This window comes from Pseudomonas sp. NFPP12 (genome assembly GCF_900103205.1).
Classification (GTDB): Bacteria; Pseudomonadota; Gammaproteobacteria; order Pseudomonadales; family Pseudomonadaceae; genus Aquipseudomonas; species Aquipseudomonas protegens.
The window spans coordinates 784,767-810,076 of sequence record NZ_FMWW01000003.1 but is presented as its reverse complement, the minus strand read 5'-3'; the positions used below and the strand labels follow the sequence as shown (position 1 = coordinate 810,076).

At 63.8% G+C, this 25,310-nt stretch carries 18 protein-coding genes; 13 read left to right on the top strand and 5 right to left on the bottom strand.

Annotated elements, in window-relative coordinates; translation table 11 throughout:
• Positions 1-3 precede the first annotated feature (3 nt).
• On the top strand, positions 4-534 hold the full coding sequence (locus tag BLS75_RS16475; RefSeq protein WP_072451302.1) for a hypothetical protein: 531 nt from the start codon (positions 4-6) through the stop codon (positions 532-534).
• Positions 535-855: 321 nt separating this feature from the next.
• Positions 856-1,152: a DUF6388 family protein gene (locus tag BLS75_RS16470; protein ID WP_015634123.1), complete on the top strand. Its 297-nt coding sequence runs from the start codon at positions 856-858 to the stop codon at positions 1,150-1,152.
• Positions 1,153-1,192: 40 nt separating this feature from the next.
• On the opposite strand, the gene nadC is transcribed toward BLS75_RS16470, so the two are convergent.
• On the bottom strand, positions 1,193-2,041 hold the full coding sequence (gene nadC, locus BLS75_RS16465) for a carboxylating nicotinate-nucleotide diphosphorylase (RefSeq protein ID WP_072451301.1): 849 nt from the start codon (positions 2,039-2,041) through the stop codon (positions 1,193-1,195).
• A gap of 363 nt (positions 2,042-2,404) precedes the next feature.
• Here nadC and BLS75_RS16460 point away from each other — a divergent pair, with 363 nt between their 5' ends.
• From BLS75_RS16460 to BLS75_RS16440, 5 genes are all read left to right on the top strand, one after another.
• Positions 2,405-4,633: a DUF1631 domain-containing protein gene (locus BLS75_RS16460; RefSeq protein WP_053149016.1), complete on the top strand. Its 2,229-nt coding sequence runs from the start codon at positions 2,405-2,407 to the stop codon at positions 4,631-4,633.
• A 63-nt stretch (positions 4,634-4,696) separates the two neighbouring features.
• The gene (ampD, locus tag BLS75_RS16455) at positions 4,697-5,257 is read left to right on the top strand and encodes a 1,6-anhydro-N-acetylmuramyl-L-alanine amidase AmpD (RefSeq protein ID WP_072451300.1); all 561 of its coding nucleotides are present in this window, start codon (positions 4,697-4,699) and stop codon (positions 5,255-5,257) included.
• Positions 5,254-6,090 carry a regulatory signaling modulator protein AmpE gene (ampE, locus tag BLS75_RS16450; RefSeq protein WP_011059211.1) on the top strand — a complete coding sequence of 279 codons (837 nt, stop codon included), beginning with the start codon at positions 5,254-5,256 and terminating at the stop codon, positions 6,088-6,090. Before ampD ends, ampE begins: the two co-directional genes overlap by 4 nt.
• Positions 6,091-6,351: 261 nt before the next feature.
• Positions 6,352-8,382, top strand: a complete 2,031-nt coding sequence (locus BLS75_RS16445; protein WP_072451299.1) for a methyl-accepting chemotaxis protein — start codon at positions 6,352-6,354, stop codon at positions 8,380-8,382.
• Between the two features lie 196 nt (positions 8,383-8,578).
• On the top strand, positions 8,579-8,950 hold the full coding sequence (locus tag BLS75_RS16440) for a hypothetical protein (protein WP_072451298.1): 372 nt from the start codon (positions 8,579-8,581) through the stop codon (positions 8,948-8,950).
• On the opposite strand, the gene BLS75_RS16435 is transcribed toward BLS75_RS16440, so the two are convergent.
• Both BLS75_RS16435 and cra read right to left on the bottom strand, forming a co-directional pair.
• Positions 8,936-9,727 carry a TatD family hydrolase gene (locus tag BLS75_RS16435; protein ID WP_072451297.1) on the bottom strand — a complete coding sequence of 264 codons (792 nt, stop codon included), beginning with the start codon at positions 9,725-9,727 and terminating at the stop codon, positions 8,936-8,938. The two genes, BLS75_RS16440 and BLS75_RS16435, sit on opposite strands and share 15 nt — an antisense overlap.
• A 3-nt stretch (positions 9,728-9,730) precedes the next feature.
• On the bottom strand, positions 9,731-10,726 hold the full coding sequence (gene cra / locus BLS75_RS16430; protein WP_072451296.1) for a catabolite repressor/activator: 996 nt from the start codon (positions 10,724-10,726) through the stop codon (positions 9,731-9,733).
• Positions 10,727-11,027: 301 nt separating this feature from the next.
• Here cra and ptsP point away from each other — a divergent pair, with 301 nt between their 5' ends.
• The 4 genes from ptsP to BLS75_RS16410 all read left to right on the top strand — a co-directional run bounded on the left by ptsP (position 11,028) and on the right by BLS75_RS16410 (position 18,294).
• Complete coding sequence (gene ptsP, locus BLS75_RS16425; RefSeq protein WP_072451295.1) at positions 11,028-13,889, top strand: phosphoenolpyruvate--protein phosphotransferase; 2,862 nt, start codon at positions 11,028-11,030, stop codon at positions 13,887-13,889.
• Positions 13,889-14,830: a 1-phosphofructokinase gene (pfkB, locus tag BLS75_RS16420; protein ID WP_072451294.1), complete on the top strand. Its 942-nt coding sequence runs from the start codon at positions 13,889-13,891 to the stop codon at positions 14,828-14,830. The genes ptsP and pfkB overlap by 1 nt, the downstream gene beginning before the upstream one ends.
• An 11-nt stretch (positions 14,831-14,841) precedes the next feature.
• The gene (locus BLS75_RS16415) at positions 14,842-16,587 is read left to right on the top strand and encodes a PTS fructose-like transporter subunit IIB (RefSeq protein ID WP_083533714.1); all 1,746 of its coding nucleotides are present in this window, start codon (positions 14,842-14,844) and stop codon (positions 16,585-16,587) included.
• Between the two features lie 165 nt (positions 16,588-16,752).
• Positions 16,753-18,294, top strand: a complete 1,542-nt coding sequence (locus BLS75_RS16410; RefSeq protein WP_072451293.1) for an alkaline phosphatase D family protein — start codon at positions 16,753-16,755, stop codon at positions 18,292-18,294.
• A 266-nt stretch (positions 18,295-18,560) separates the two neighbouring features.
• Here the strand turns inward: BLS75_RS16410 and BLS75_RS16405 are convergent, their stop codons facing one another.
• Together BLS75_RS16405 and BLS75_RS16400 are read right to left on the bottom strand one after the other, a co-directional pair.
• Positions 18,561-21,092 carry a PepSY domain-containing protein gene (locus tag BLS75_RS16405; RefSeq protein ID WP_072451292.1) on the bottom strand — a complete coding sequence of 844 codons (2,532 nt, stop codon included), beginning with the start codon at positions 21,090-21,092 and terminating at the stop codon, positions 18,561-18,563.
• A gap of 156 nt (positions 21,093-21,248) precedes the next feature.
• Entirely contained in the window at positions 21,249-23,555 is a 2,307-nt protein-coding gene (locus tag BLS75_RS16400) for a TonB-dependent receptor (protein ID WP_065364619.1), read from the bottom strand.
• Positions 23,556-23,761: 206 nt separating this feature from the next.
• Here BLS75_RS16400 and BLS75_RS16395 point away from each other — a divergent pair, with 206 nt between their 5' ends.
• Together BLS75_RS16395 and BLS75_RS16390 are read left to right on the top strand one after the other, a co-directional pair.
• Positions 23,762-24,442 (top strand): Fe2+-dependent dioxygenase, encoded by a 681-nt coding sequence (locus BLS75_RS16395; protein WP_072451291.1) that lies wholly within the window; start codon positions 23,762-23,764, stop codon positions 24,440-24,442.
• A 3-nt stretch (positions 24,443-24,445) separates the two neighbouring features.
• Positions 24,446-25,249 carry a tetratricopeptide repeat protein gene (locus BLS75_RS16390; RefSeq protein WP_072451290.1) on the top strand — a complete coding sequence of 268 codons (804 nt, stop codon included), beginning with the start codon at positions 24,446-24,448 and terminating at the stop codon, positions 25,247-25,249.
• Positions 25,250-25,310 lie beyond the last annotated feature (61 nt).

Below are 25,310 nucleotides of genomic sequence, written 5' to 3'. Positions count from 1 at the left end.
GGTGTGAAGAAGTGGAAGCTGGCTTTGGCCGGCATAGTGTCGCTGTCCCTTGCAGCCTGTGAGAAAGGACCCTCTTATGAGTTTGAGGGGGAATATTTTGCCGCTGAAGGCGAAGACTGCACGACACCAACGAATACCAAAGACCTGGAGCAATATTTCTTAAGAATAACCAAGCAGGTACAGGGTGGAAGTGTGTTGTATTCCGCTGAGTTTCCTGCTGCTTCAAGGGCACGGCTGCCTGTTGTCAGCGCGCAAAGCGTTTCACCAGGCGATGATAATGAACTGACTTTCAATTTCACTGAGACCAAGGTGCCGGAGAGTCGTCCAGAGAGTCCGACATTGAATTTCGTAGTCACTGTCATCCCTAATCAAAACAAGGAAGGGTATCTATGGCTGACTAGAGCCGGGATCCTCATAGCCAAGGATGGAGAAGTAAAGGAGTTCGATATTCTCGATAATCTAAGAAGGCTTATCGATGTCGGGCAGACAGGAGCTTGCTTGAGAAAAGGAACAGCTACGGCTGTGGGGTCCTAGCTCCGTAACCTGGTGAAACACCGGCATGAAATATCGCTGCGGCTGCATTTGCGAAATCTCGTTCTCTGAGGGTTCTGCCGGGCTGGCGTCTGCCGATGGCTTGGAAAACCCGGAGTTTTTCTCCAATGGGTGCATCAGGTCATATAAATCGTGGACCAAAGGTCCTATATTCGGTCCCTGTCTGAGTACCAGCATGCTGTTTTCAGATGATCCAGAATGGTTCTGAAGGCCAGATAAATCGAAGTTCACAACGGTTTTTTGCGGCAGAGAGATCCCAACGATCCAGATCCATCTTCCATTCCCACGATCAGAGAGAACGAGATGATTCCTAAAGAGGCAAGAATCGACGTAGCGCTTGAAAGGTACCTGGCTGCCACGCCTTCCTTGCAAGAGGAAATCAGCGCCCTGAGCCCGGAAGAGCAGAAGCAGCAGGCGCAGTGGGCGTTCGAGGACGAGGCGGAATCCCGCGGCATAGAGCCATGGGAACTGGTGCTCGATCTGGTGGCAGAAACACCGGAGGAACTGAAGGCCATGCGCCTGGAGGTGCATCAGGAAGTTGCTGAAGCGCTGGGCATGGACCTGGAGGACTATCTGCAGCTCAACGAGATCGACGGTTGAGCACGACGCCAGCCTGAACCAGGCTGGCGTTTTTCATGGCTCAGAGGCTCAAGCGCATGGACAGGTCCAGCGCTTTCACGTCCTTGGTCATGGCACCGATGGAAATGTAATCCACCCCGGTCTCGGCGATCGGGCGCAAGGTGCTTTCGTTGATCCCGCCACTGGCTTCCAGCTTGGACTTGCCGGCGTTCAGGCGCACGGCCTCGCGCATGTCGTCCAGGCTCAGTTCGTCGAGCATGATGATGTCGGCCCCGGCGGCCAGGGCCTCCTTCAGTTCCTCCAGGCTTTCCACTTCCACTTCCACCGGCTTGCCCGGGGCGATCCTGTGGGCGGCGCTGATGGCCTGGGCGATACCGCCGCAGGCAGCGATATGGTTTTCCTTGATCAGGAAGGCGTCATACAGGCCGATGCGGTGGTTGTGGCAACCGCCGCAGGTGACCGCGTACTTCTGTGCCAGGCGCAGCCCCGGCAGGGTCTTGCGGGTATCCAGCAGCTTGACCTGGGTATCGGCGACAAAGTCCGCCAGGTACCGCGCGCGGGTGGCCACGCCGGACAGCAGTTGCAGAAAGTTCAGGGCACTGCGCTCGCCGGTGAGCAGCGAGCGGGCTGGGCCTTCGAGGTGGAAAAGCACCTGGTTGGGCACCACCCGCTCACCGTCGGCCACTTGCCAGTGCACAGCGACCCGCGGGTCCAGCTGGCGAAAGACCGCATCGACCCAGGCGGTGCCGGCGACTACTGCGGCTTCGCGGGTAATGATGGTGGCCTTGGCCAGACGTTCGGCCGGGATCAGTTGCGCGGTGATGTCGCCGCTGCCGATGTCTTCCAGCAACGCACGGCGCACGTTGGCTTCGATTTCGGCGGTCAGGTCGGCGAGGCGTAGATTCGGCATAACGGGCTCCACAAACAAAGTGCGCCGATTATAGGGCCAGGGGATCAGCGAACCCAAGGTGGCAAATGCCTGCAAGGCATTGGCGAACCTGTCCTGGATGGCTTTGTCTGATGAATAGGAGTGACTTTTCTTGAGTCGCTAGGGGTTATTTCGGAGGAGGCCACAGAGTCTGCTGGCGCAAGAGGGGACTTTTACAAGATAATATGACTTGTAATTGACGTCATAGCTTTGACGTGTCTTTGGCTTCCCCCTAAATGAAGTGCAGTGGAGTGCATGCGCCTCCGCTGAGAGCCGGCTGTGAGCGTCGTCGGCTTGACTGAATCTTGATCTCGAACCGAAGAAACACCTTTCCAGGAGGCTTGGATGCACAACGACGGGAATGTAGTGCCTTTGCACAAGGCCGCTACAGATCAGGCGACCGCTTCGCCGCTTGCCCGCCTGCCTGTGATTCTGCTTCAGGTCCGAGACAAGGCCGCCCAGCAATTGCGCCACGGCTTGCAGGAACTGTTCGATAACGCTGATGACACCCTGTTCGAAATGGCCGATCGGGCCCGCAACAACGTCGAGCAAAACACCCTCTTCGAAGCCATGCGCGACCTGCGGCTGAAGCGCAAGAGCATCGAGCGCGGTTTCCTGGAGGCGTTCTTCCAGGCTTTTGCCTGCCTGGTGCAGTATGACCCGGCCCTGGCCATTCCCCATGCCGTGGTCTACGACCCATCACTGGATCCGTCCCACGATGACCTGGAAAAGACCGTCGCGGTGGATGCCATGGTGGCCAAGGTGCTCAACCGTGATGGCTTCGCCCTGGGGCAGTTGACGGAGCGCCTGAGTGTGCTGCTGGGACGGCGCCTGGTGGATGGGGACAACCCCCTGGGGCCGGCGCTGCTCTGCGAGTATTTCCTCCAGGCCGGGCGCAGCCTGGGGGTGGAAATCAAGGTCAAGCTGATCATCCTCAAGTTGTTCGAGCGTTATGTGCTCAGCGATGCCGAACAACTCTATGCCGAAGCCAACCAACTGCTGATCGCCACCGGGATCCTGCCGGAACTGATGCCTGCTCCGGCCCGCCGGGCGGCCGATCGAGCCCAGGCCGAGGCCCGTGCGTCAGCGACCGAGGGGGGCACGGCGAAATCCAGCCAGTCGCAGCTCGACGAGAGCGTGCAGGAAGTTTTCGCCGCCCTGCAGACCCTGCTGTTTCATGTGCGTGGCAGCGTGGCGCCGACCCTGGAAGCCAGCGCCGAAACCCAGCCGATTTCCACCCGCGACCTCATGCGCCTGCTATCGCACCTGCAGCAATACGTGCCGGCGCCCAGCGCCCAGGACGATTTCGACCTGCGCAACCAGTTGGAACAATTGCTCACCCGGGTCAGCGTCAAGAGCGGCAAATCCCGGGTGGTGGATGTGGCCGATGAAGACGTGATCAACCTGATCGCCATGCTCTTCGAATGCATTCTCGATGACCGCAACCTGCCGGACTCGCTCAAGGCGCTGATTGGCCGCCTGCAGATTCCCATGCTCAAGGTGGCGGTGCTGGACAAGAGTTTCTTCAGCCGCGGCAATCACCCGGCCCGGCGCCTGCTCAATGAGATCGCCGCTGCAGCCATGGGCTGGGGCGGTTGCGATGACCACCAGCGCGACAGTCTGTACCTGCGGATCGAGCAAGTGGTGCAACGCCTGCTCAGCGAGTTCAGCGATGACCCGGCGATCTTCTCCGAGCTGCTGGCGGACTTCCTGGCCTTCACTGCCGACGAGCGGCGTCGCGCCGAGTTGCTGGAGCAGCGTACCCGTGACGCCGAGGAAGGGCGGGCCAGAGCCGAGCTGGCCCGGCGCCGGGTAGAGCAGGCCCTGAATGACGCCCTGCTGGGCAAGGTGTTGCCGCAGAAGGTGGTGGATTTTGTCCGCGAAGCCTGGAGCCAGGTGATGCTGCTCAGTTGCCTCAAGCACGGCGACGACTCGCCAGAGTGGCAAACTGCGGAGCAGACCCTGCTGGAGCTGATCTGGAGCGTGCAGCGCCATGAACAGCCGGATACTGCCATGCGCTTGCTGGCGCTGGTGCCGGGGTTGCTCAAGGGCCTGCGCGAGGGTTTGAGCGCGGCGGCTTTCGATCCTTTCGCTACCAGCGAGTTCTTCAGCCAGCTGGAGCTCCTGCACTTGCAGGCATTCGAGCGCGAGGCTCAGGCCCCGCAACTGCAGGGTGCCGTCCTGGAAGCAGACCCTGCACACATGATCGTGGTGGCCGAAGAGATTGTCCTGCCCAGTGCTGAAGAGGGCCCGCTGGAAGTCGCGCCGCTGGCGTTGCCGGCCAACGACCCCAGCGTGCAATGGGTGGACCAACTGCGGCTTGGGGCCTGGGTCGAATTCCTGGAGGACGAGGACAACACCCTGCGCTGCAAACTGGCGGCGATTGTTCCCCATCCGGTGGCCAAATACGTGTTCGTCAACCGCACCGGCATGAAGGTGCTGGAGCGTACGCGCATGGGCCTGGCCCTGGAGTTCCAGCGTGGCGCAGTGCGCGCCCTGGATGACACCCTGCTGTTCGACCGCGCCCTGGAATCGGTGATCGGCAACCTGCAGCGACTCAATCACGGCAAGTGATCGCAACCCGAGGGGATAACGCGGCATACTGGGCCACCCAAGGCTTTAGTTGAAGGAATCGGTATGCGGCTGGACCCTGCCACGGGGTGGTGTCATGGCGTACGGCATTGCCCGTCACCCAATTTCAATGAACGTCCGGCGGGCGAGATTTCCCTGCTGGTGATTCACAACATCAGCCTGCCGCCGGGGCAGTTCGGCACCGGCAAGGTGCAGGAATTCTTCCAGAATCGCCTTGATGTCACAGAGCATCCCTATTTTGCCGGGATCGCCGATCTGCGTGTTTCTGCGCATTTTCTGATTGAGCGTGACGGCGCCGTCACCCAATTCGTTTCCTGCCTGGATCGGGCCTGGCATGCCGGTGTCTCGAGTTTCCAGGGGCGTGAGACGTGCAACGACTTTTCCCTGGGCATCGAACTGGAAGGCACCGATGATCAGCCTTTCAGCGATGCTCAATATCACTCGTTGATCAGCCTGAGCAGGCAACTGCGGCGGGCCTTCAGCGACATCACGCCACAACGGATCTGCGGGCATAGCGACATCGCGCCCGGGCGCAAGACCGACCCGGGCCCGGGATTCGACTGGGTACGCTTTCGTGCCGCCTTGGAGAAGGGGGAAGGACAATGAGTTTTCTGGTGTTGCTGTTGGCGGTGTGGATCGAGAAGTTCTCGGCCCTGCGCCAGCGGGTACAGCGTGATGGCTGGTGGCTGGGGGAACTGGCGCGGCTGGAGTCGAGCCCGCGTATGGCCGGGCATCCGTGGTGGCTGCTGATCGTCATGGTGTTGCTGCCGGTGGCGCTGCTCGGGCTGTTGCTGCTGGTGCTGGAGCCCATCGCTTATGGCTTGCTGGCGCTGCCGGTGCACCTGCTGGTGGTGATCTACGCCCTGGGTCGCGGCGATCTGCTGGGTGAGCTGGGCCCGTTCCGTGACGCCTGGCGGCGTGAGGATCTGCAAGCGGCAGCCCATGTCGCAGAACGTGACCTGGGCATCTGCGCCGAAAATGGCGAACAACTGCTGGAGCGAGTGCAGGGCCACCTGCTGTGGCAGGCCTTCCAGAGTTTCTTCGCGGTGATCTTCTGGTACTTCCTGCTGGGGCCGGTAGCGGCCCTGAGCTATCGCCTGTTGGCTCTCGCCGCCGAACATGGCAAGAACCCCGCCCTGGTCGAACGCGCGGGGCAGTTGCGACATGCCTTCGACTGGTTGCCGGTGCGCCTGCTGGCGGCGAGTTTTGCCCTGGTGGGCAACTTTGTCGCAGTCGGGCGGGTGATGCTCCACGAGTTGCTCAACTGGCATATCGGTGCCGCGCAGTTGGTGGAAAAGGTTGGCCTGGTGGCCGCGGAAATCCCGCCGCCGGAAGTCGGGCCCGAAGGTATCAACAGCCTGGATCGTATCTGGGAGCTGTTGTTGCGGGCGGCGGTGCTCTGGTACGCCGGCTTTGCCCTGTGGACCGTCCTGGCCTGAGGTGAGCAAGGGCTGGCCCCAACCGCCCACCGAGGGTTTTCTGGCGCAGCGCATCGCAGAGAGTGCGACGGCTGCGCCGTCGATCGGGAGCAAGCTCCCTCGCCACAGCCCGCGAGCGTCCCCTGGATGCCGCGCTGGCGGTTAACTTTAAGTTACAAAACCTCCCACGAAATTGAGCTATACAGACGGAGCGCCGAATAGTGGCTATCTGCTGCCTTCGCCTGCCTGCCAATAACAATAAAAGAAAAGGGAGACTTCTTTGTGAAGAGCTTGCTCTATCCCGCTGTCGCGCTGATGAACCGCCTGAGCTTCGGCATGAAGTTCAGCCTGATCAGCGTGCTGTTCTTTCTACCCATGCTGGTGACCAACTTCTATCTGGTGCGCGACTCCTACCGCGAATTCCAGGGCACCCGGGTCGAACTGCAAAGCCTCGACCTGCTGGGCAGCAGCCTGGCCCTGCGCCGAGACCTGGAAACCCTCAATAACCTGGTGCAGATCAACGCCAGCCTCGGTCAGTCCGGCAAGGCAGGGGACCTGGAAGGCAAGATTGTGGCCCTGGAGAAATCCGTGCTGGAACGCCTGCAGGCCTTGCAGGCGGTAACCACGGACCCACAGCAGGTGGAGGTCTTCAACGCCAAGCGCGATGAACTGGTTGCCGCCTTCAAGACCCAGCAAGTGGAAAGCTCGCTGCTGAACAAAAGCGGCCTGATCGGCAAGTTGCTGGGCAGCGCGCAGTTGTTCAGCCAGATCATCGCCAGCCAGTCGGGCCTGAGCCGCGATGGCCAGGGTGACATTCGCCAGCTCAGCGAGCTGATCACCAGCGTCACCCCGCAGGTTACCCAGATCCTCGGTGAAGGCCGGGCCATGGGCGCCTACTCCCTGGGCCAGGGGTTCCTCAATTCCTCGTCCAGCACGCGTTTCGACGAATTGCTGGTACAGATCGAAAAGCTCCAGGCCGAATACGGGCTCAAGTTGCAGGATGCCCTAGGGTCCAGCCGCGCTGCCCACGATGCTCTCGACACGCTGGCCACGACCAGCAAGGGCAGCCTCAAGCAGGCCAGCGAGCTGTTCGAGGAGCAGGTGGTGATGGCCGATACCCTGGATGCGCCCTGGCAGGCCTTCTACGACCAGGTCAGCGGGCTGATGGCGCAGACCTACCAGCTCAATGAAGGCACCTTGAAATTCCTGGATGTCGAGTTGCAAAAGCGCCTGGAGCAGAACCGTCGCCACATGGTGCTGCTGGTGGCGGCCCTGGCCCTGGTGTTTCTCTCCATCGTCTACCTGTACGGCGGTTTCTACGCTTCCACCCGCACCACTCTGCGGCGCCTGGGCGCGATGATGGACAAGGTAGCGGCGGGGGACATGACCGTCAGCTTCACCGCCCACAGCCGCGACGAACTGGGGGAACTGGGCAGTGTGTTCAACGGCACCGTGCTGAAAATCCACGACCTGATCGAGCGGGTTGGCCACACCGTCAGTGAGGTGGAGCGCCAGGCCGGGCAAGTGCAGAGTGTATCGGCCCAGAGCAATCAGGCCGTGGCTGGCCAGCGCACCCAGATCGAGCAAGTGGCCACGGCGATGAACCAGATGTCCGCCACCTCCCAGGAAGTGGCTCGCAGCGCCGCGGCGGCGGTCAGCAGCGCCCACAGCGTGAACGACGAAACCATCAGCGGCCGCGGGCTGGTGGAGTCCCAGCAGGGCAGCATTGCCCGGCTCGCCAGCGAGATCGACCAGTCGGTGCTGGTGATCAACCAGCTGGCCAGCGACAGCCAGTCCATCAGCCGGGTGCTGGAGGTGATCAAGAGCATCGCCGAGCAGACCAACCTGCTGGCCCTCAATGCGGCCATCGAGGCCGCGCGCGCCGGTGAGCAGGGCCGTGGCTTTGCGGTGGTCGCCGATGAGGTACGGACCCTGGCCAAGCGTACCCAGCAGTCCACCGAGGAAATCGAGGACATGATCGGCAAGCTGCATGGCGGCGTCAGCGCGGCGGTCAAGGCCATGGGCAGCAGCCACGCCATGGCCAACGGCACGGTGGACCAGTCGGAGAAGGTCCAGCAGGCGCTGGAAAATATCCTTGGGGCGGTAGGCATGATCGTCGACCAGAACCAGCAAATCGCCGCGGCCGTGGAGCAGCAGACCGCGGTGGCCCACGACATCGACCAGAACATCGTCGAGATCAATCGTGCCGGTGAGCGCACTGCCGAGGGCGCGCACCAGACCGAGGATGCCAGCCGGCAGCTGTCGGTCCAGGTGGTGCAACTGAAGCAATTGATCGGCGCTTTCCGCGTCTGAGCAACGTGCTCCCGCTCTTGGCGAGGCCCCGGAAACCAGGGGCTTCGCTGCTTTGCATACAATCGGTAGTAAATGAATGCTTTGTTTGTCGCGTGTTTCCTGTTTTCCTGCGCGTCTGATTTTTCAGCCCCGGTGATCCCGCAGGCTGTTCGACCAGTTGGCCATGTGCCTTGCATGGCCCTGAGGAAATACGTTGATGACTGCCACTTCTGGAATCCAGGGCCGCTGCGCCCATTGCCAGACCCTCCTTGAACTCGAACCCTGGCAACTCAATGCCATGGCGTTGCACGAACCCTTCAACTGCCACCATTGCCACAAACCGCTGAAGCTCAGTTGCCCCCAGCAGATCAAGCGCCTCAAGTCCCTGGGGTCGTTGGCCACCCTGCGCGCGACCCTGATCGTGCTGTGTGCCACGGTGCTACTGGTGACCCTGGTGCTGGAGTGGGTCGGGCTGGTGAGCCTGGGCCAGCAACTGAGCGTTTCCACGCTGATGCTGGCGAGCTACCTGCTGGTGATGGGGATTGCCCGTCGGCGCCAGCGCCGGCCACTGCTGCTACAGGCCGGCTGAAGACCAGCCGAACAGTTCGCAGGCGTTGCGGGTGCTGGCGCTGGCCAGTTGCTCGGAGGTGATGCCGATGATCTCTGCCAGGGCGGCGCAGATGGCCGGCAAATGCTGCGGGCTGTTGCGCTGGCTGGGGAACATCGCCGGGGCCATGTCCGGTGAATCGGTTTCCAGCACCACGGACTCCAGGGGCAACCCGGCGATCACCTTGCGCAAGCGCAGGGCCTGGGGCCAGGTAGCGGCGCCGCCCAAGCCCAGCTTGAAACCGAGCTTGAGGTATTCCCGGGCTTCCTCGCGGCTGCCGGCGAAGGCGTGGATGATGCCGCCGCGCTTGAGCTTGAAGCGCTTCAAGGTGGCGATCACCGCCGCGTGGCTGCGCCGCACGTGTAGCAGGGCGGGCAAGTGAAAGTCCGCTGCCAGCTGCAACTGGGCTTCGAACAGCGATTGCTGGCGTTCGCGGTCCAGTTGTTCAAGAAAGTAATCCAGGCCGATCTCGCCCACCGCGCACAGCTGCGGATGCCCCGCCAGGCGTGTCAGCCAGTCGCCCAGTTGCTTGAGGTCGGCGGGTTGATGAGCGTCCAGATAGACCGGGTGCAGGCCAAAGGCCGCGTATAACCTGGCATCGTTCTGCACCAGGTCCCAGACCCGCTGCCAATTGGCCTGATAGACCCCCAGCACCACCATTCGCGAGACTCCCTGGGCGCGGCTGTCCGCCAGCAGCGCCTCACGGTCGTCGTCGAAATCCGGAAAATCCAGATGGGTGTGGCTGTCGATCAGCTCCATGCTTCAAGCCTGTCGGATACGCTGTTTGAAGGTCCGCGCGATGGCCTGAACGCCAGGCTGGTAATGCGCTTCTTCAATCGCCGCCAAGGCCAGTTGCAGGGCTTTTTCGGCGATCAGTTGATGCTGCTGGGCCATGGCGTTGACCGGCAGCGGCAGGAAATCCAGCAACTGGGTATCGCCAAAGGTGCCCAGGCGCAGCGGCCGGGATTTGAGCGGGAAGTCGTGCAAGGCATCGAATACCCCTTGCAGCAGGACATAGGAGGTGGTCACCAGGGCATCCGGCAGATGACCCAGGCGCTGCAGCAGCTCTTCCATCAGCTGGCGGCCGCAATCACGACTGAAGGCTTCGCCGTGCTCGATCAGCACCTCGCCGCCGAAACCCTCGAGGGCCTGGCGGAAACCGGCGGCACGCTCCTGGCTGATGCTCAGTTCCGGGCGCGCACCGATCAGTACGATCTGCTTGGGCTCAGGCTCAAGCAGGCTCTGGGTCAGGTGCAGGCTGGCTTGCAGGTCATCGCTGATCACCGAGCAGAACAGCTCGGGCGGCATCACCCGGTCGATGGCGATGATCGGCAGGCCCTGGGCCTGCAACTGCTGGTAGCTGTCGTCTTCCGGCGGCAGGCAGCTGGCGACGAATAGCGCGTCGCAACGCCGGGCGCGGAACAGCTGGAGCAATTGTCGCTCGCTGTCCGGAGCGTCGTCGGAGCTGGCGATCAGCAGCTGATACCCTCGGGCCCGGGCGCCTTGCTCCAGCAGCTTGGCGATGCGTGCGTAGCTGGGGTTCTCCAGGTCCGGGAGAATGAAACCCAAGGTACGGGTGTGCCGGCTGCGCAAGCCGGCCGCCTGGGGGTTGGGCGTAAAGCCGTGTTCTTCCACCACCGCCCGCACCCGTTCCACGGTGGCGTTGCTGATGCGTTGTTGTTCGGCCTTGCCGTTGATGACGTAACTGGCGGTGGTCACAGACACACCGGCCAGGCGAGCGATATCACTGAGTTTCAACCCGGGATTTCCTTGTTTTTGGTGCTTGCCCCGATATTTTCGCCAATCCTACCTGATCTGGGCAGGCGACCAACGTCGGAACCGGCAATCGACCAGAAGGACTTCAAGCGCTCGAGATTATGGAGTAACGTACCAAACTTGCTAGATTAAACGTTTCAGCAAGCGTATTTTCTAGGCCCAAGCCCGAACGGAAAACGCCCCTGCCAGGCACCGAGTCCCGTTTGTGGCAGTAAAGACGCCTACGCTGCTTACTTAAAACAATACCTAGCGCCGCCCCCTGCCGCGCTAAATAGGAGAAGCCATGCTCGAGCTCACTGTAGAGCAGATATCCATGGGCCAGTCGGCTGTGGATAAGTCCGCGGCGTTGCACTTGCTGGCCGGCAAACTGGTGGCGGACGGCCTGGTGGCCGAGGGTTACCTGGCTGGTCTCCAGGCCCGCGAAGCCCAGGGCTCGACCTTTCTTGGCCAAGGCATCGCCATTCCCCACGGCACCCCGGAAACCCGCGACCAGGTCTTTGCCACCGGTGTGCGCCTGCTGCAGTTTCCCGACGGCGTGGATTGGGGCGACGGGCAGATCGTCTACCTGGCCATCGGCATCGCGGCCAAATCCGACGAGCATTTGCGACTCCTGCAACTCCTGACCCGCGCCCTGGGTGAAACCGACCTGGGCCAGGCCCTGCGTCGCGCCAGCTCTCCCCAGGCCCTGCTCAAGTTGTTGCAGGGCGCACCCCAGGAACTGGCGCTGGACGCACAGATGATCGGCCTCGGTGTGGCGGCGGAAGATTTCGAAGAGCTGGTCTGGCGCGGCGCTCGCCTGCTGCGCCAGGCCGAGTGCGTGAGCAACGGCTTTGCCGCGGTGCTGCAACAGGTGGAGGCGCTGCCCCTGGGTGACGGCCTGTGGTGGCTGCACAGCGAGCAGACCGTGCTGCGCCCGGGGCTGGCGTTCGTCACCCCGGACAAACCCATCCGCTACCTGGGCCAGCCCCTCAGCGGCCTGTTCTGCCTGGCCAGCCTGGGGGAAGCCCACCAGGCCCTGCTGGAGCGCCTGTGTGCGCTGCTGATCGAAGGCCGTGGCCAGGAATTGGGCCGCGCCACCAGCAGCCGCGCAGTCCTGGAAGTGCTCGGTGGCGAGTTGCCGGCGGACTGGCCCAGCGCCCGCATCGCCCTGGCCAACGCCCACGGCCTGCATGCGCGCCCGGCCAAGGTGCTGGCGCAACTGGCAAAGAACTTTGAAGGCGAGATCCGCATCCGCATCGTCGATGGCAAGGATTCTGCGGTCTCGGTCAAAAGCCTGAGCAAGCTGCTGAGCCTAGGGGCGCGGCGCGGCCAGGTACTGGAACTGATCGCTGAACCCAGCATTGCCGCCGATGCCTTGCCCGCGTTACTGGCAGCCATCGAAGAGGGCCTGGGCGAAGAGGTCGAGCCATTGCCGGCTGTCAGCACGCCTCGGCAAGAGCCACAAGAGGTCGTCGAGCCGCTCAGCGCCCCGACCTCCGGCAGCCTGATCCAGGCCATCGCCGCTGCGCCCGGAATCGCCATCGGCCCGGCCCATATCCAGGTCCAGCAAAGTATCGATTACCCACTGCGGGGCGAGTCCACCGCCATCGAGCGCCAGCGCTTGCAGCAGGCCCTGGCCGAGGTCCGCGAGGACATCCAGGGGCTGATCCAGCGCAGCCAGGCCAAGGCCATCCGCGAAATCTTCATCACCCATCAGGAAATGCTCGACGACCCCGAACTGAGCGATGAAGTGGACACCCGCCTCAAGCAGGGCGAAAGCGCCGAAGCGGCGTGGATGACCGTGATCGAAAGTGCTGCCAAACAGCAGGAAGCCCTGCAGGACGCCTTGCTCGCCGAGCGCGCCGCCGACCTGCGGGACATCGGCCGCCGGGTGCTGGCGCAACTGTGCGGCATTGAAACCCCGGCCGAGCCGGACCAGCCCTACATCCTGGTGATGGATGAAGTAGGCCCTTCGGACGTCGCGCGCCTCGATCCGACCCGGGTCGCCGGTATTCTCACCGCCCGCGGCGGCGCCACCGCCCACAGCGCCATCGTCGCCCGGGCCCTGGGGATTCCGGCCCTGGTGGGCGCGGGGGCCAGCGTGCTGCTGATCAAGTCCGGTACGCCCTTGTTGCTGGACGGCCAACGCGGGCGCCTGCATGTCGACGCTGATAGCACGACCTTGCAACGGGCGGCCGAAGAGCGCGACAACCGCGAGCAACGGCTCAAGGCGGCCGCCGAGCAACGTCATCAGGCGGCCCATACCACCGATGGTCACGCGGTCGAGGTGTTCGCCAATATCGGTGAAAGCGCCGGTGTCGCGGCCGCCGTGGAAAACGGCGCCGAAGGCATCGGCCTGCTGCGCACCGAACTGATCTTCATGGCCCATCCCCAGGCCCCGGACGAAGCCACCCAGGAAGCCGAATACCGCCGCGTGCTCGACGGCCTCGCCGGGCGTCCGCTGGTGGTGCGCACCCTGGACGTGGGCGGCGACAAACCGCTGCCTTACTGGCCGATCGCCAAGGAGGAAAACCCCTTCCTCGGCGTGCGCGGCATCCGCCTGACCCTGCAGCGGCCACTGATCATGGAAGCGCAATTGCGCGCCCTGTTGCGCTCGGCGGACAACCGCCCGCTGCGGATCATGTTCCCCATGGTCGGCAGCGTCGAAGAATGGCGTCAGGCCCGGGACATGACCGAGCGCCTGCGCCGGGAAATCCCGGTGGCCGACCTGCAACTGGGGATCATGATCGAAGTGCCGTCCGCCGCCCTGCTGGCGCCGGTGCTGGCCAAGGAAGTGGACTTCTTCAGCATCGGCACCAACGACCTGACCCAATACACCCTGGCCATCGATCGTGGCCACCCGACCCTTTCCGCCCAGGCCGACGGCCTGCACCCGGCGGTGCTGCAACTGATCGACATCACCGTGCGTGCCGCCCACGCCCACGGCAAGTGGGTCGGGGTCTGCGGCGAGCTGGCGGCCGACCCACTGGCGGTGCCGGTGCTGGTGGGCCTGGGGGTGGATGAACTCAGTGTTTCCGGACGCAGCATCGCCGAGGTCAAGGCGCGGATCCGTGAACTGCGCCTGGCCCAGGTACAAACCCTTGCTCAACAGGCCCTGGCCGTCGGCAGCGCCAACGAAGTGCGCGCCCTAGTGGAGGCCATGTAATGGCGAAGATTCTCACCCTGACCCTCAACCCGGCGCTGGACCTGACGGTGCAGCTGGCGCGCCTGGACGCAGGGCAGGTCAACCGCAGCGACGCCATGTACACCCACGCCGCTGGCAAGGGCGTGAACGTGGCCCAGGTGCTGGCCGACCTCGGCCATCAACTGACCGTCAGCGGCTTTCTCGGGGAAAACAATCCGCAGGCCTTCGACCTGTTGTTTGCCCAGCGCGGGTTTGTCGACGCCTTTATCCGTGTGCCCGGGGACACTCGCAGCAACATCAAGCTGGCCGAAGGCGACGGGCGCATTACCGATATCAACGGCCCAGGGCCCGAGGTCAGTGAAGCTGCGCAACAGGCCCTGCTTGAACGCCTGGAACAGATCGCTCCCGGGCATGACGCGGTGGTGGTGGCCGGCAGCCTGCCGCGTGGGGTCAGCCCCGAATGGTTCCAGGCCCTGCTGCTGCGTTTGAAAAACCTCGGTCTTAAAGTCGCCCTCGACACCAGCGGCGCTGCCTTGCGCGCCGGCCTGGCGGCAGGCCCCTGGCTGGTCAAGCCCAACACCGAAGAGCTGGCGGACGCCCTGGGCAGCCCGGTGGTTTCAGTGGCCGGGCAGGCCGAGGCTGCGCGCCAGTTGCGCGCCCAGGGCGTCGAGCATGTGGTGGTGTCCCACGGCGCCGAGGGGGTCAACTGGTTCAGCGCCGCGCCGTCCCTGCAGGCCTTGCCGCCCAAGGTCCGCGTGGTCAGCACCGTAGGCGCCGGCGACTCGCTGCTCGCGGGCATGCTCCACGGCCTGCTCAGCGCCCAGCCGTTTGAACAGACCCTGCGCACCGCCACGGCGATTGCCGCCATGGCCGTGACCCAGATCGGTTTCGGCATCAGCGACAGGGTGCAACTGGCCCGGCTGGAGCAGGGGGTGCGCGTGCATCCCCTCCTAGAACAATAAGAGGGTTGCCCATGAAGTTAGCCATAGTTACCGCCTGCCCCAACGGCATGGTCACCAGCGTGCTCTGCGCCCGCCTGCTGGACGCCGCGGCGCAGCGCCAGGGCTGGAGCACCAGCGTCGAAGTGCACGATGAAGCGCACCCGGAACGCCAACTCTCGGCGGCCACCATTGAGGCCGCCGAGTGGGTGCTGGTGGTCAGCACCGGGCCTGTGGATATGTCGCGTTTTGTCGGCAAGCGGGTGTACCGCAGCAGCCCGTCCCAGGCCCTGCAGGATGTCGATGCAGTGCTGCGTCGCGGTGCCGAAGAGGCCCAGGTCCATGTCGCCACCGAGGCCAGTGCCGAGCCGGTGCTCGAAACAGGCAAACGCGCCCCGCGGCTGGTAGCGATCACTGCCTGCCCGACTGGCGTGGCTCACACCTTCATGGCCGCCGAGGCCCTGCAGCAAACCGCCAAGCGCCTGGGCTACGACCTGCAAGTGGAAACCCAGGGCTCGGTGGGCGCGCGCAATCCGCTGAGCGCCCAAGCCATTGCCGAGGCCGACGTGGTGCTGCTGGCGGCGGACATCGAAGTGCCCACCGAGCGTTTTGCCGGCAAGCGCATTTATCGCTGCGGCACCGGCGTGGCCCTGAAACAGTCCGAGGCGACCCTGAACAAGGCCCTGGCCGAGGGCCGGCTGGAGTCCTCCGCAGGAGGCGCCCAGGCACCGGCCAAACAGGAAAAGACCGGGGTCTACAAACACTTGCTGACCGGGGTGTCGTTCATGCTGCCGATGGTGGTGGCGGGTGGCCTGATGATTGCCCTGTCCTTCGTCTTCGGCATCACTGCGTTCAAGGAAGAGGGCACCCTGGCCGCGGCGTTGATGCAGATTGGCGGCGAGACCGCCTTCAAGCTGATGGTGCCGCTGCTGGCGGGTTATATCGCCTACTCCATCGCCGACCGACCAGGCCTGGCGCCGGGAATGATCGGCGGCATGCTCGCCAGCACCCTGGGTGCGGGTTTTATCGGCGGCATCGTCGCCGGCTTCCTCGCCGGCTATGCGGCCAAGGCGATCAATAAATATGCGCGCTTGCCGCAAAGCCTGGAGGCGCTGAAACCTATCCTGATCATCCCGCTGCTGGCCAGCCTGTTCACCGGGCTGGTGATGATCTACGTGGTGGGCAAACCCGTGGCGGGCATGCTCGAAGCCCTGACCCATTTCCTCGACAGCATGGGCACCACCAACGCGATTCTGCTGGGGGTACTGCTGGGCGGCATGATGTGCGTCGACCTGGGCGGGCCGATCAACAAGGCGGCCTATGCGTTCTCGGTAGGGCTGCTGGCGTCCCAGAGCTATGCACCGATGGCCGCGACCATGGCGGCGGGCATGGTACCGCCCATTGGCCTGGGCATTGCTACCTTCATTGCCCGACGCAAATTTGCCCAGACCGAACGCGAAGCCGGCAAGGCCGCCCTGGTATTGGGCCTGTGCTTTATCTCCGAAGGGGCGATTCCGTTTGCCGCCAAGGACCCGTTGCGAGTGATCCCGGCGAGCATCGCCGGCGGCGCCCTGACCGGGGCTTTGTCGATGTACTTCGGCTGCAAACTGATGGCGCCCCACGGCGGCCTGTTCGTCATGCTGATCCCGAATGCCATCAACCATGCGTTGCTGTACCTGCTGGCGATTGTCGCGGGCAGCCTGCTGACGGCGGTTGTCTATGCGCTGGTGAAACGGCCAGAGACCGTCGAACTGGCCCTGGAACCGGCCAAGGCGGCCTGACCTCCACGGCACATCCGTTGCGGCGCAATCCCGCAACGGCACCCGTTGTAGACGCTGCCGCAGGTTGAGAACGACCTATCTGCAATACGGCCTTCAGCTCCTTGTCACACCCCCTTCATCCCCACTGTCTAAGGTGTGCTTTTTGACCATTGTCAGGGAGTCACCATGAGCGAGTTCAACCTCGGCCGTCGTCGGATCATGCAAATCGCCGGGGCGGGGCTGTTGATGCCGAGCCTGGCGCCGGCGGTGATTGCTTCGGTCAAGGATCGGCCGCAGCTCACCGACGGGGTGCAGTCCGGGGATCTGCTGGGGGATAAGGCGATGATCTGGAGCCGCAGCGATCGTCCGGCGCGGATGGTGGTGGAGTGGGACACGCGAAGCATGTTCAGCAACCCCCGGCGCTCTGTTTCGCCCCTGGCCGATGCCCGCACCGATTTCACGGCGCGGGTGGAGTTGACCGGGCTGCCGGCCAATCAGGCGATCTTCTATCGGGTGACCTTCGAGGACGCCCAGTCCGGCGCGGCCAGCGAGCCCTGGTTCGGCCATTTGCGCAGTGCGCCTTCGCAACGCCGGGACATCCGTTTTGTCTGGAGCGGCGACACGGTAGGGCAGGGCTTCGGCATCAACCCGGATATCGGCGGCATGCGCATCTACGAGGCAATGCGCCTGCGCCTGCCGGACTTCTTTATCCACAGCGGCGACACCATCTACGCCGACGGCCCGGTGCCGGCGCAGTTGACCGTGGAAGACGGGCGCATCTGGCGCAACCTCACCACCGAGGCCAAGAGCAAAGTGGCCGAGACCCTCGACGAATACCGGGGCAACTACCGCTACAACCTGATGGACGAAAACCTGCGCCGCTTCAACGCCGAGGTGCCGCAGATCTGGCAGTGGGACGACCACGAGGTGGTCAATAACTGGTCGCCGAGCAAGCAGCTGGACGAACGTTACGTGGTCAAGGACATTCAGACCCTGGTGGGCCGCGCGCGCCAGGCCTGGCTGGAGTATTCGCCCATGCGCCGGCAGAGCGCCGATGGCGGCGGGCGGATCTACCGCAAGCTCAGCTATGGGCCGTTGCTGGATGTGTTCGTGCTGGACATGCGCAGCTATCGCGGCCCCAACGATGACAACCTCGGCGGCGAGAAACCTTTCCTCGGCCGCGAGCAACTCGATTGGCTGAAGCGTGAGCTCAAGGACTCCTCGGCCCAGTGGAAAGTGGTGGCGGCGGACATGCCCATTGGCCTGGGCGTGCCCGATGGCGAAGTCAGCCCCGGGGTGGCGCGCTGGGAGGCGATCGCCAACGGCGACCCGGGCCCGGCCCAGGGCCGCGAGCTGGAGATTGCCGAGCTGCTGGCGTATTTGCGCAAGCATCAGGTGCGCAACCATGTGTGGCTGACGGCGGACGTGCACTACTGCGCGGCCCACCACTACCACCCGGATCGGGCGGCGTTCCAGGATTTCGAGCCGTTCTGGGAATTTGTCGCCGGCCCCCTGAACGCGGGGAGTTTCGGGCCCAATGTGCTGGACAAGACCTTCGGCCCGGAAGTGGTGTTCCAGAAGGCGCCGCCAGCGCAGAACACTTCACCCTTTGCCGGCTTCCAGTTCTTTGGCGAAGTGCAGATCGATGGCCAGACGGCAGAGCTGAAGGTAATCCTGCGGGACCTGGATGGCGTGGCGGTGTACGAGCACAACCTGCAACCGGCGTAACCATCCCCGCCAACGTCCCGTCCCGTAGGAGCCGGCTTGCCAGCGAATAGGGCCCATGAGCCTTGCGCCGTTCTGAAGGGCGCCTTCGCTGGCAAGCCAGCTCCTACGGAGGGTGCGGCACGATTGATGTAGGAGCCGGCTTGCCGGCGAAGAGGCCCTTGCGCCTTGCGCTGTTCTGAAGGGCGCCTTCGCTGGCAAGCCAGCTCCTACGGAGGGGGCAGCAGGATTGGTGCAGGAGCCGGCTTGCCGGCGAAGCGTCTGACGCCTCAGTAAACGTCGCGGCGGTAGCGACCCTGCTCAATCAGGCGTTCGACGTGGTCTGCGCCCAGTACCTCGATGAGCACCTGATCCACCCCCGACGCCATGCCCTGCAAGCTGCCGCAGATGTAGAGCGCGGCGCCATCGTCCAGCCATTTTTTCAGCTCGTCCGCCGCCTGGCGCAGGCGGTCCTGGACGTAGACCTTCTCGGCCTGGTCCCGGGAGAACGCCAGGTCCAGGCGGCTCAGGTCGCCCCGGGTGCGCCATTCCTGCAGTTCATCCTTGAAGTAGAAATCATGCTCGGCATTGCGCTCGCCAAAGATCAGCCAGTTGCGTTGCTGGCCCTCGGCGATCCGCGCCTTGAGCAGGCTGCGCAAGCCCGCCAGCCCGGTGCCGTTGCCCAGCAGAATCAGTGGGCAAGGTTCGGCCGGCAGGTGGAAGCCGCTGTTGCGCCGCACCCGCAGGCTGATGCTCGAACCCACCGCAGCATGCTCGGTGAGCCAGCCGGAACCGATCCCCAGGCTGCCGTCGGCGTGGCGTTCCTGGCGTACCAGCAGCTCCAGGCAACCGTCGGCGGCAATCGAGGCGATGGAGTATTCGCGCATGCTCAGGGGCACCAGGGCATCCACCAGGGCCTGGGCGTGCAGGCCCACCAGGTGGGTGCGGTTTTCTGGTAGCTGGCGGCTGCCCAGGGCCTGTTCCAGGCTCTCTTCCAGGCCGTCGAGCTGGACCCTGGCCTCGCCGGAAAGCCCCAGGCCGTCGAGGAAGTATTCGACCATCCACGGGCTGTTGCGCGGCATGACTTCCACCAGGTCGCCAGCCAGCCAGCTGCTGGCGCTGGGGGCCAGCAGTTGCAGCAGGTAGACTCCGGAGCCGCTGCTGTCGGGGTTGAGCAGGGTGCGGCTCTTCAGGGTCCAGTTGTCGAAGGCCGGGGCCTGCCACAGGTCTACCGGGGCATGGCCGGTGAGCTGGCCCAGTTGCTGCTGCCAGTGGCGCAGGGCGTAGCTGTCGCCGCTGTCCACCTCGATGGGGGCGAACAGGGTGCTGCCGCCCTGGTTCGACAGCCAGCCGTGCAGGCGTCGGGCAAAGCCGCAGAAGTGCTGGTACTGGCGGTCGCCCAGGCCGAGCACGGCGTATTGCAGGCCTTGCAGCGACAGCTCGCGGCCCAGCAGCTTGCGCTCGAAGCCGCGGGCGCTGTCCGGTGCTTCGCCGTCGCCAAAGGTGCTGACCACGAACAGCGCGCGCTGGGCGTCACGCAGGTCCTGTTCGCTGAGATTGCTCAGCGGCTGGACCTTGGTCGCCACCCCGGCAGCCTGCAATTGCCCGGCGGTCTGCCAGGCCAGTTGCTCGGCGAAACCGCTCTGGCTAGCGAAGCCGATCAGCCACGCCGAGCCGTCGGGGGCGGTACTTTCCAGGCCCTGGCGGGCCTGCTTGATCTGGCGCTTCTTGCGTCGGCGATCCAGGTACAGCAGCCAGCCGGTGACGAAGAACAGCGGCATGGTCAAGGAGGCCAGGGTCAGCAGGATGCGCCCCACCAGGCCGAAGTAGCTGCCCACGTGCAGCGCGTAGACGCTGGTGAGCAACTGCGACTTGAGGCTCTTGTCGGCGTAGCGGTCATGACGGCTGATCACCCCGGTGGCCGGGTCCAGGGTCAGTTGGTTCAGCGCCCGTTCGTGGGGGGAGGTCTTGAGCAGGTAGAACACCGTCACCGGCTGCCCGGCCACGGCAGGCATACGGATGTTGTAGGCATTGAGGTCCTTGCCGGCGGCGCTGTAGATGCTGCTCCACATGGCGTTGTAGTCCGCCACCGGGGCCGGGCCCTTGGGCGGCGGGCCACCACGGCCGCCACGCTGGCGCTCGCTGTGTGGCGCATCGGAGAGCAGCTTGGTCAGGCCCTCCCGGTACCAGTCGTAGGACCAGTACAGGCCGGTGAGGGCGAACAGCAGGTAGAACAGCAGGCACCAGGTGCCGAACACGGCGTGCAGGTCCCAGTTGAAGCCGCGGCCTTTCTTGGCCCAGTCCAGGGTCAGCCACACCCGCCAGTTGCCGACCTGGCGCGGCCAGCGCAGGTACAGCCCGGACAGGCAGAAGAAGATCAGGATCAGGGTGCAGGCGCCGGTGATCTGCCGGCCGGTGTCGCCGATGGCCAGGAAGCGGTGCAATTGCAGCATGAGGCCGAAGAAGTCCTGGCCGATGGCGTCGCCCATGAACTCGCCGGTATAGGGGTCGAAGTAGCGCATCTGGCCACGGCGTTCCCCCGGCGGCGGGGTGAAGAACACCCGCGCGGCGTTGCCGCTGTCGGTCTCGACCCAGAGCATGGACACCGTCTTGCCTTCGGCGGCCTGGATTTTTTCCACCAGTTCGGCGGGCGGCAGTACCCCGGCGGGGAGCTTGTCGACTTGCAGCACCGATGGATTGAGGGCGCGCAGGATTTCGTCCTGGAACGACACGGTCGCCCCGGTGATGCCCATCAGGGCCAGGATCAGCCCCGCGCTGATGCCGAAGAACCAGTGCAGCTGGAACAGGGTTTTCTTCAACACGTCACTCGCCTTGTTCGTCCAGAGAGAGGAAACACGGCGCGCATTATGCCGTGTGTTGTCGAGAAGCATTCGTTTTTACATGCAAAAGCCCCAGGCATTGAAATGCGTGGGGCTTGGGCGCCTGTGGCCGTGGCCACAGGAAGGTCTTGCGCTGGATCAGAAGTGGAAGCTGGTGGTCAGCAGCGCGGTACGACCGGCCGCCTGGTTGGCGAAGTGCGCCGCGTAGGCCTTGTCGTAGTAGGTCTTGTCGGTCAGGTTCTGCACGTTCAACTGCAGGTCGACGTTCTTGGTCAGCTTGTAGCTGGCCATGGCGTCGTAGCGGGTGTAGGACGGCACGTACAGGCTGTTGTTGTTATCGCCCCAGACCTTGTCGACGTAGAAGGCGCCACCGCCGATGGTCAGCTTCTGGGTCAGGTTATAGGTGGTCCACAGGCTGAAGCTGTTTTTCGGCGTATTTGGCAATTCATTGCCCTTGGCCGGGTTGGCGAGGCCACTGACTTTACCGCTGCGATCACCGCTGGCGCCCGGATCGACGATGGTGCTGTCCAGGTAGCTGTAGCCGGCGAACACTTGCCACTTGTCGGTCAGCTTGCCGCTCGCAGTCAGCTCAAGGCCGTCAACTCGGGTCTTGCCGGCGTTTTCGTAGGTGTAGTTGCTGCTCAGGACCCGGGTGTTTTCCTTTTCGGTACGGAAGATCGCACCGGTCAGTGCCAGGCGGTCGTTGAACAGGTCCCACTTGGTGCCGATCTCGTAGTTGACGGTTTCCTCGGGCTTCATGTCGCTGACGATGCTGGTCGGCGTGCCGGAGGTGGTGGCAAACGGGTTGGTCTCGGCGCCGTTGTCCAGGGTGCTGCCGACCGGTGTAGCCGAGGTGGCATAGGAGATATAGACGCTGCCGTTGTCCTGCGGCTTCCATACCAGGCCCAGTTGGCCTGTCACGAATTCGCTGGTGTCCTCGGCCTTGAAGGTGGTGGTGCGCGCGGTGTTCTTGGTCTTGGCCTGGGTTTCGAAGTGGTCGTAGCGCAGGCCCATGTTGACCAGCCACTGCGGGGTCAGCTCCAGAGTGTCGGCAAAGTAGATGGCCCGGGTGGTGCCTTCGGTGTCGGTGCCCGCGTAGTTGCGGCTGATGGTGCCGGCATAGGCGTCATCCGGAGTCGGATTCGACAGCGAGGTACAAACGCCAGCAGGCTGCGGCACGTTGCACTTGATATTGGCGTTGTTGGAAACGGTGTAGCCACTTTTGCTCGAGGACTCGTCGGACAGTTCGATGCCGGCGGAGAAGTTGTTCTTGAAGCCGCCCAGCACGAACTCACCATACAGATCGGTCTGGTTGGTGGTGGTGTCGGTGTTCGACACCCGGGTGTTGGCCCGGCGCCAGACGGTGCCACTGCGCACGTTGCCCTGGCTGTCGTCCGGCTGGGTCAGGATGTAGTCCTGCATGCTGGTGCCGTGACGGAAAGTGTTCTTCAGGGTCAGCGAGTCATTCAGGTCGTGCTCGATGGCGAAGGTCGCGGTGTCCACGCGGGACTTGCGGAAGTCGCGGTCGGTCAGGCCATAGAAGTTGCTGCTGTCGCCGCCGTTGACCGGTTTGTCCGGATGGGCCGCGGTGTGGGCGGTACCCATGGAATAGCCGTAGGGAATGCCCGAGTCCGGCAGGTCATCGCTTTCCAGATGGTAGTAATCGAGGAATACCCGGGTGTCGGTGCCTAGGCCGAAGGCCAGGGACGGGGCGATGCCCCAGCGGTCGTAGTTGACCTTGTCTCGTCCGGCGACGTTGCTTTCATGGCTCATCAGGTTCAGACGGCCGGCGGCGGTATCGCTGAACTGGTAGTTGCCATCCAGGGTGTAGCGCTGGGTCTGATCGGAGCCCCAGGTGAAGCCACCGTCCAGGGAGTTGCCCAGGTGCGCCTTCTTGCTCACCAGGTTGATGCTGCCGCCAGCGGCGCCACGGCCGCCCATGGCCGAGTTAGGGCCTTTGCTGACTTCGATGTTTTCAACTGCGAAGACTTCGCGGCTTTGGGCACCTGTGTCGCGGACGCCGTCCAGGTAGGTGTCACTTTGGGCGTCGAACCCCCGGATGAACGGACGGTCGCCCTGAGGGTTGCCGCCCTCACCGGCACCGAAGGTGATACCGGGCACGGTACGCAGGGCGTCCTGCAGCGAGGTGGCCGCGGTGTCCTTGAGTACTTGCTGTGGCACCACGGTCACCGAGCGTGGGGTGTTCACCAGCGGCGCGGTGTACTTTTTCGAGGAGGAGTTTTCGACCTTGTAGGACGTCTGGTCCTGGGCCTCACCGGTAATGCTGGTGGCTTCCAGGGCAATGGCTTTGCCCGAAGTCTTCTGCTGAGTCTCTTCAGCCGCCTGGACCATATGGCCTGCGGAGCCGGCGGTGATCGCCACGCCAATTGCAGACGCCAGCAGGCGTGGTGAACTGACAGCGGATGGTGGTTGTTGGCGTGACATGTTTTTCCCCTCCCCAAGGATTTGAGGCGGCGGAATATAGGGGAAAGAAACATTTGTTATCAATTGCGAAATATTGCTATTCGCACTTAATTTACATTCTTTACAATTTGCCTTTACGGTTTTTACGTTCTCATGCGTCCCGGGGTTTTACACAGTCAATAAGAATCAATATCATTGACGGCCTTTCGCTCTGCAGGTACCTGGCCATGTTGCTGCACATCCCTGGCGTGTTCACCCGTGACGAGGTCGGGCGCATCCGTGAAGCCCTGGAACAGGCGGACTGGGCGGACGGCAAGATCACCGCCGGTTACCAGTCGGCCAAGGCCAAGCACAACCTGCAACTGCCGGAAGGTCACCCTCTGGCCCAGGAGATCGGCGCGGCGATGCTCGATCGCCTGTGGCAGAACCCGCTGTTCATGTCCGCCGCCTTGCCGCACAAGGTGTTTCCGCCGCTGATCAACTGCTACACCTCCGGCGGCAGTTTCGATTTTCATATCGACAACGCGGTGCGCCAGCCCAAGGGCAGCCCGGAGCGGGTGCGTACGGACCTGTCGTCGACCCTGTTCTTCAGCGACCCCGAGGATTACGAAGGCGGCGAGCTGGAGATCCAGGACACCTTCGGCCTGCAGCGGGTCAAGCTGCCGGCGGGGGACATGGTGCTGTATCCAGGCACCAGCCTGCACAAGGTCAACCCGGTGACCCGGGGCGCTCGCTACGCCTCGTTCTTCTGGACCCAGAGCCTGGTGCGCGAAGATAGCCAGCGCGCCTTGCTGTTCGAGATGGACGGCGCGATCCAGGAACTGACCCGGGACGTGCCCGAGCATCCTTCGCTGATCCGCCTGACCGGCACCTACCACAACCTTCTGCGTCGCTGGGTCGAGGTGTAAGCCGTGACTTTTCAACTTCGTCGCGAGGAGCTCCTCGACGGCGCGCAACTGAGCGCCATGCTTGAAGAGAGCCCGGCCCGCGCGGCCCAGGCGGTGCTGGCCGCTGCTTCCGAGGGCCTGCTGGAAGCCCAGGCGCTGCTGGGGCAGATCCTCCTCGACGGTCGCGGCATCCAGCAGGATCAACCCCTGGCGGTGCGCTGGTTCGAGATCGCCGCACAACGTGGGCACCTGATGGCGCGCAACATGCTCGGGCGCTGCCATGAGCACGGCTGGGGTTGCCCGGCGGACGCCGCCAGCGCGGCCGGGCACTATCGCCTGGCTGCCGAGGCGGGGCTGGACTGGGGGCTGTACAACTACGCCAACCTGTTGGCCACCGGTCGCGGCGTGGTGCAGAACCATGCCTTGGCCCTGGCCTGCTACCGTCGTGCGGCGGACCTTGGCCATGCCAAATCGATGAACCTGCTGGGGCGCTACCTGGAGGAAGGGCTGGTGTGCCAGGTAGACCTTGAAGCGGCGCGGGACTGGTACCGGCGCTCGGCCGAAGGCGGGGATTTTCGCGGGCAGTTCAGCCATGCGGCGGTGCTGGCCGATACCGGGCGTACCGACGAAGCCGTGGAGTGGCTGCAACGGGCTCTGGCCGGTGGCAACCTGAATTTTCTCCGGGTAGCTGGTGGTTCGTTATTGAGTGCTGGTAGTCCACAGGTCCGAGGTATGGCCCGGGCTTATTACCAGCGCGCTGCCGAGATAGGGGATGTGAGGGATCAAGAGCAGTTAGCTATTCTGCTTGAGCAGAAACTGCTCAGTTAACCAACGGCGAAGCTGTTTTTTGGATGACCCTGTGCTGAGGGGGCCCCCATGCGCCGTCAGA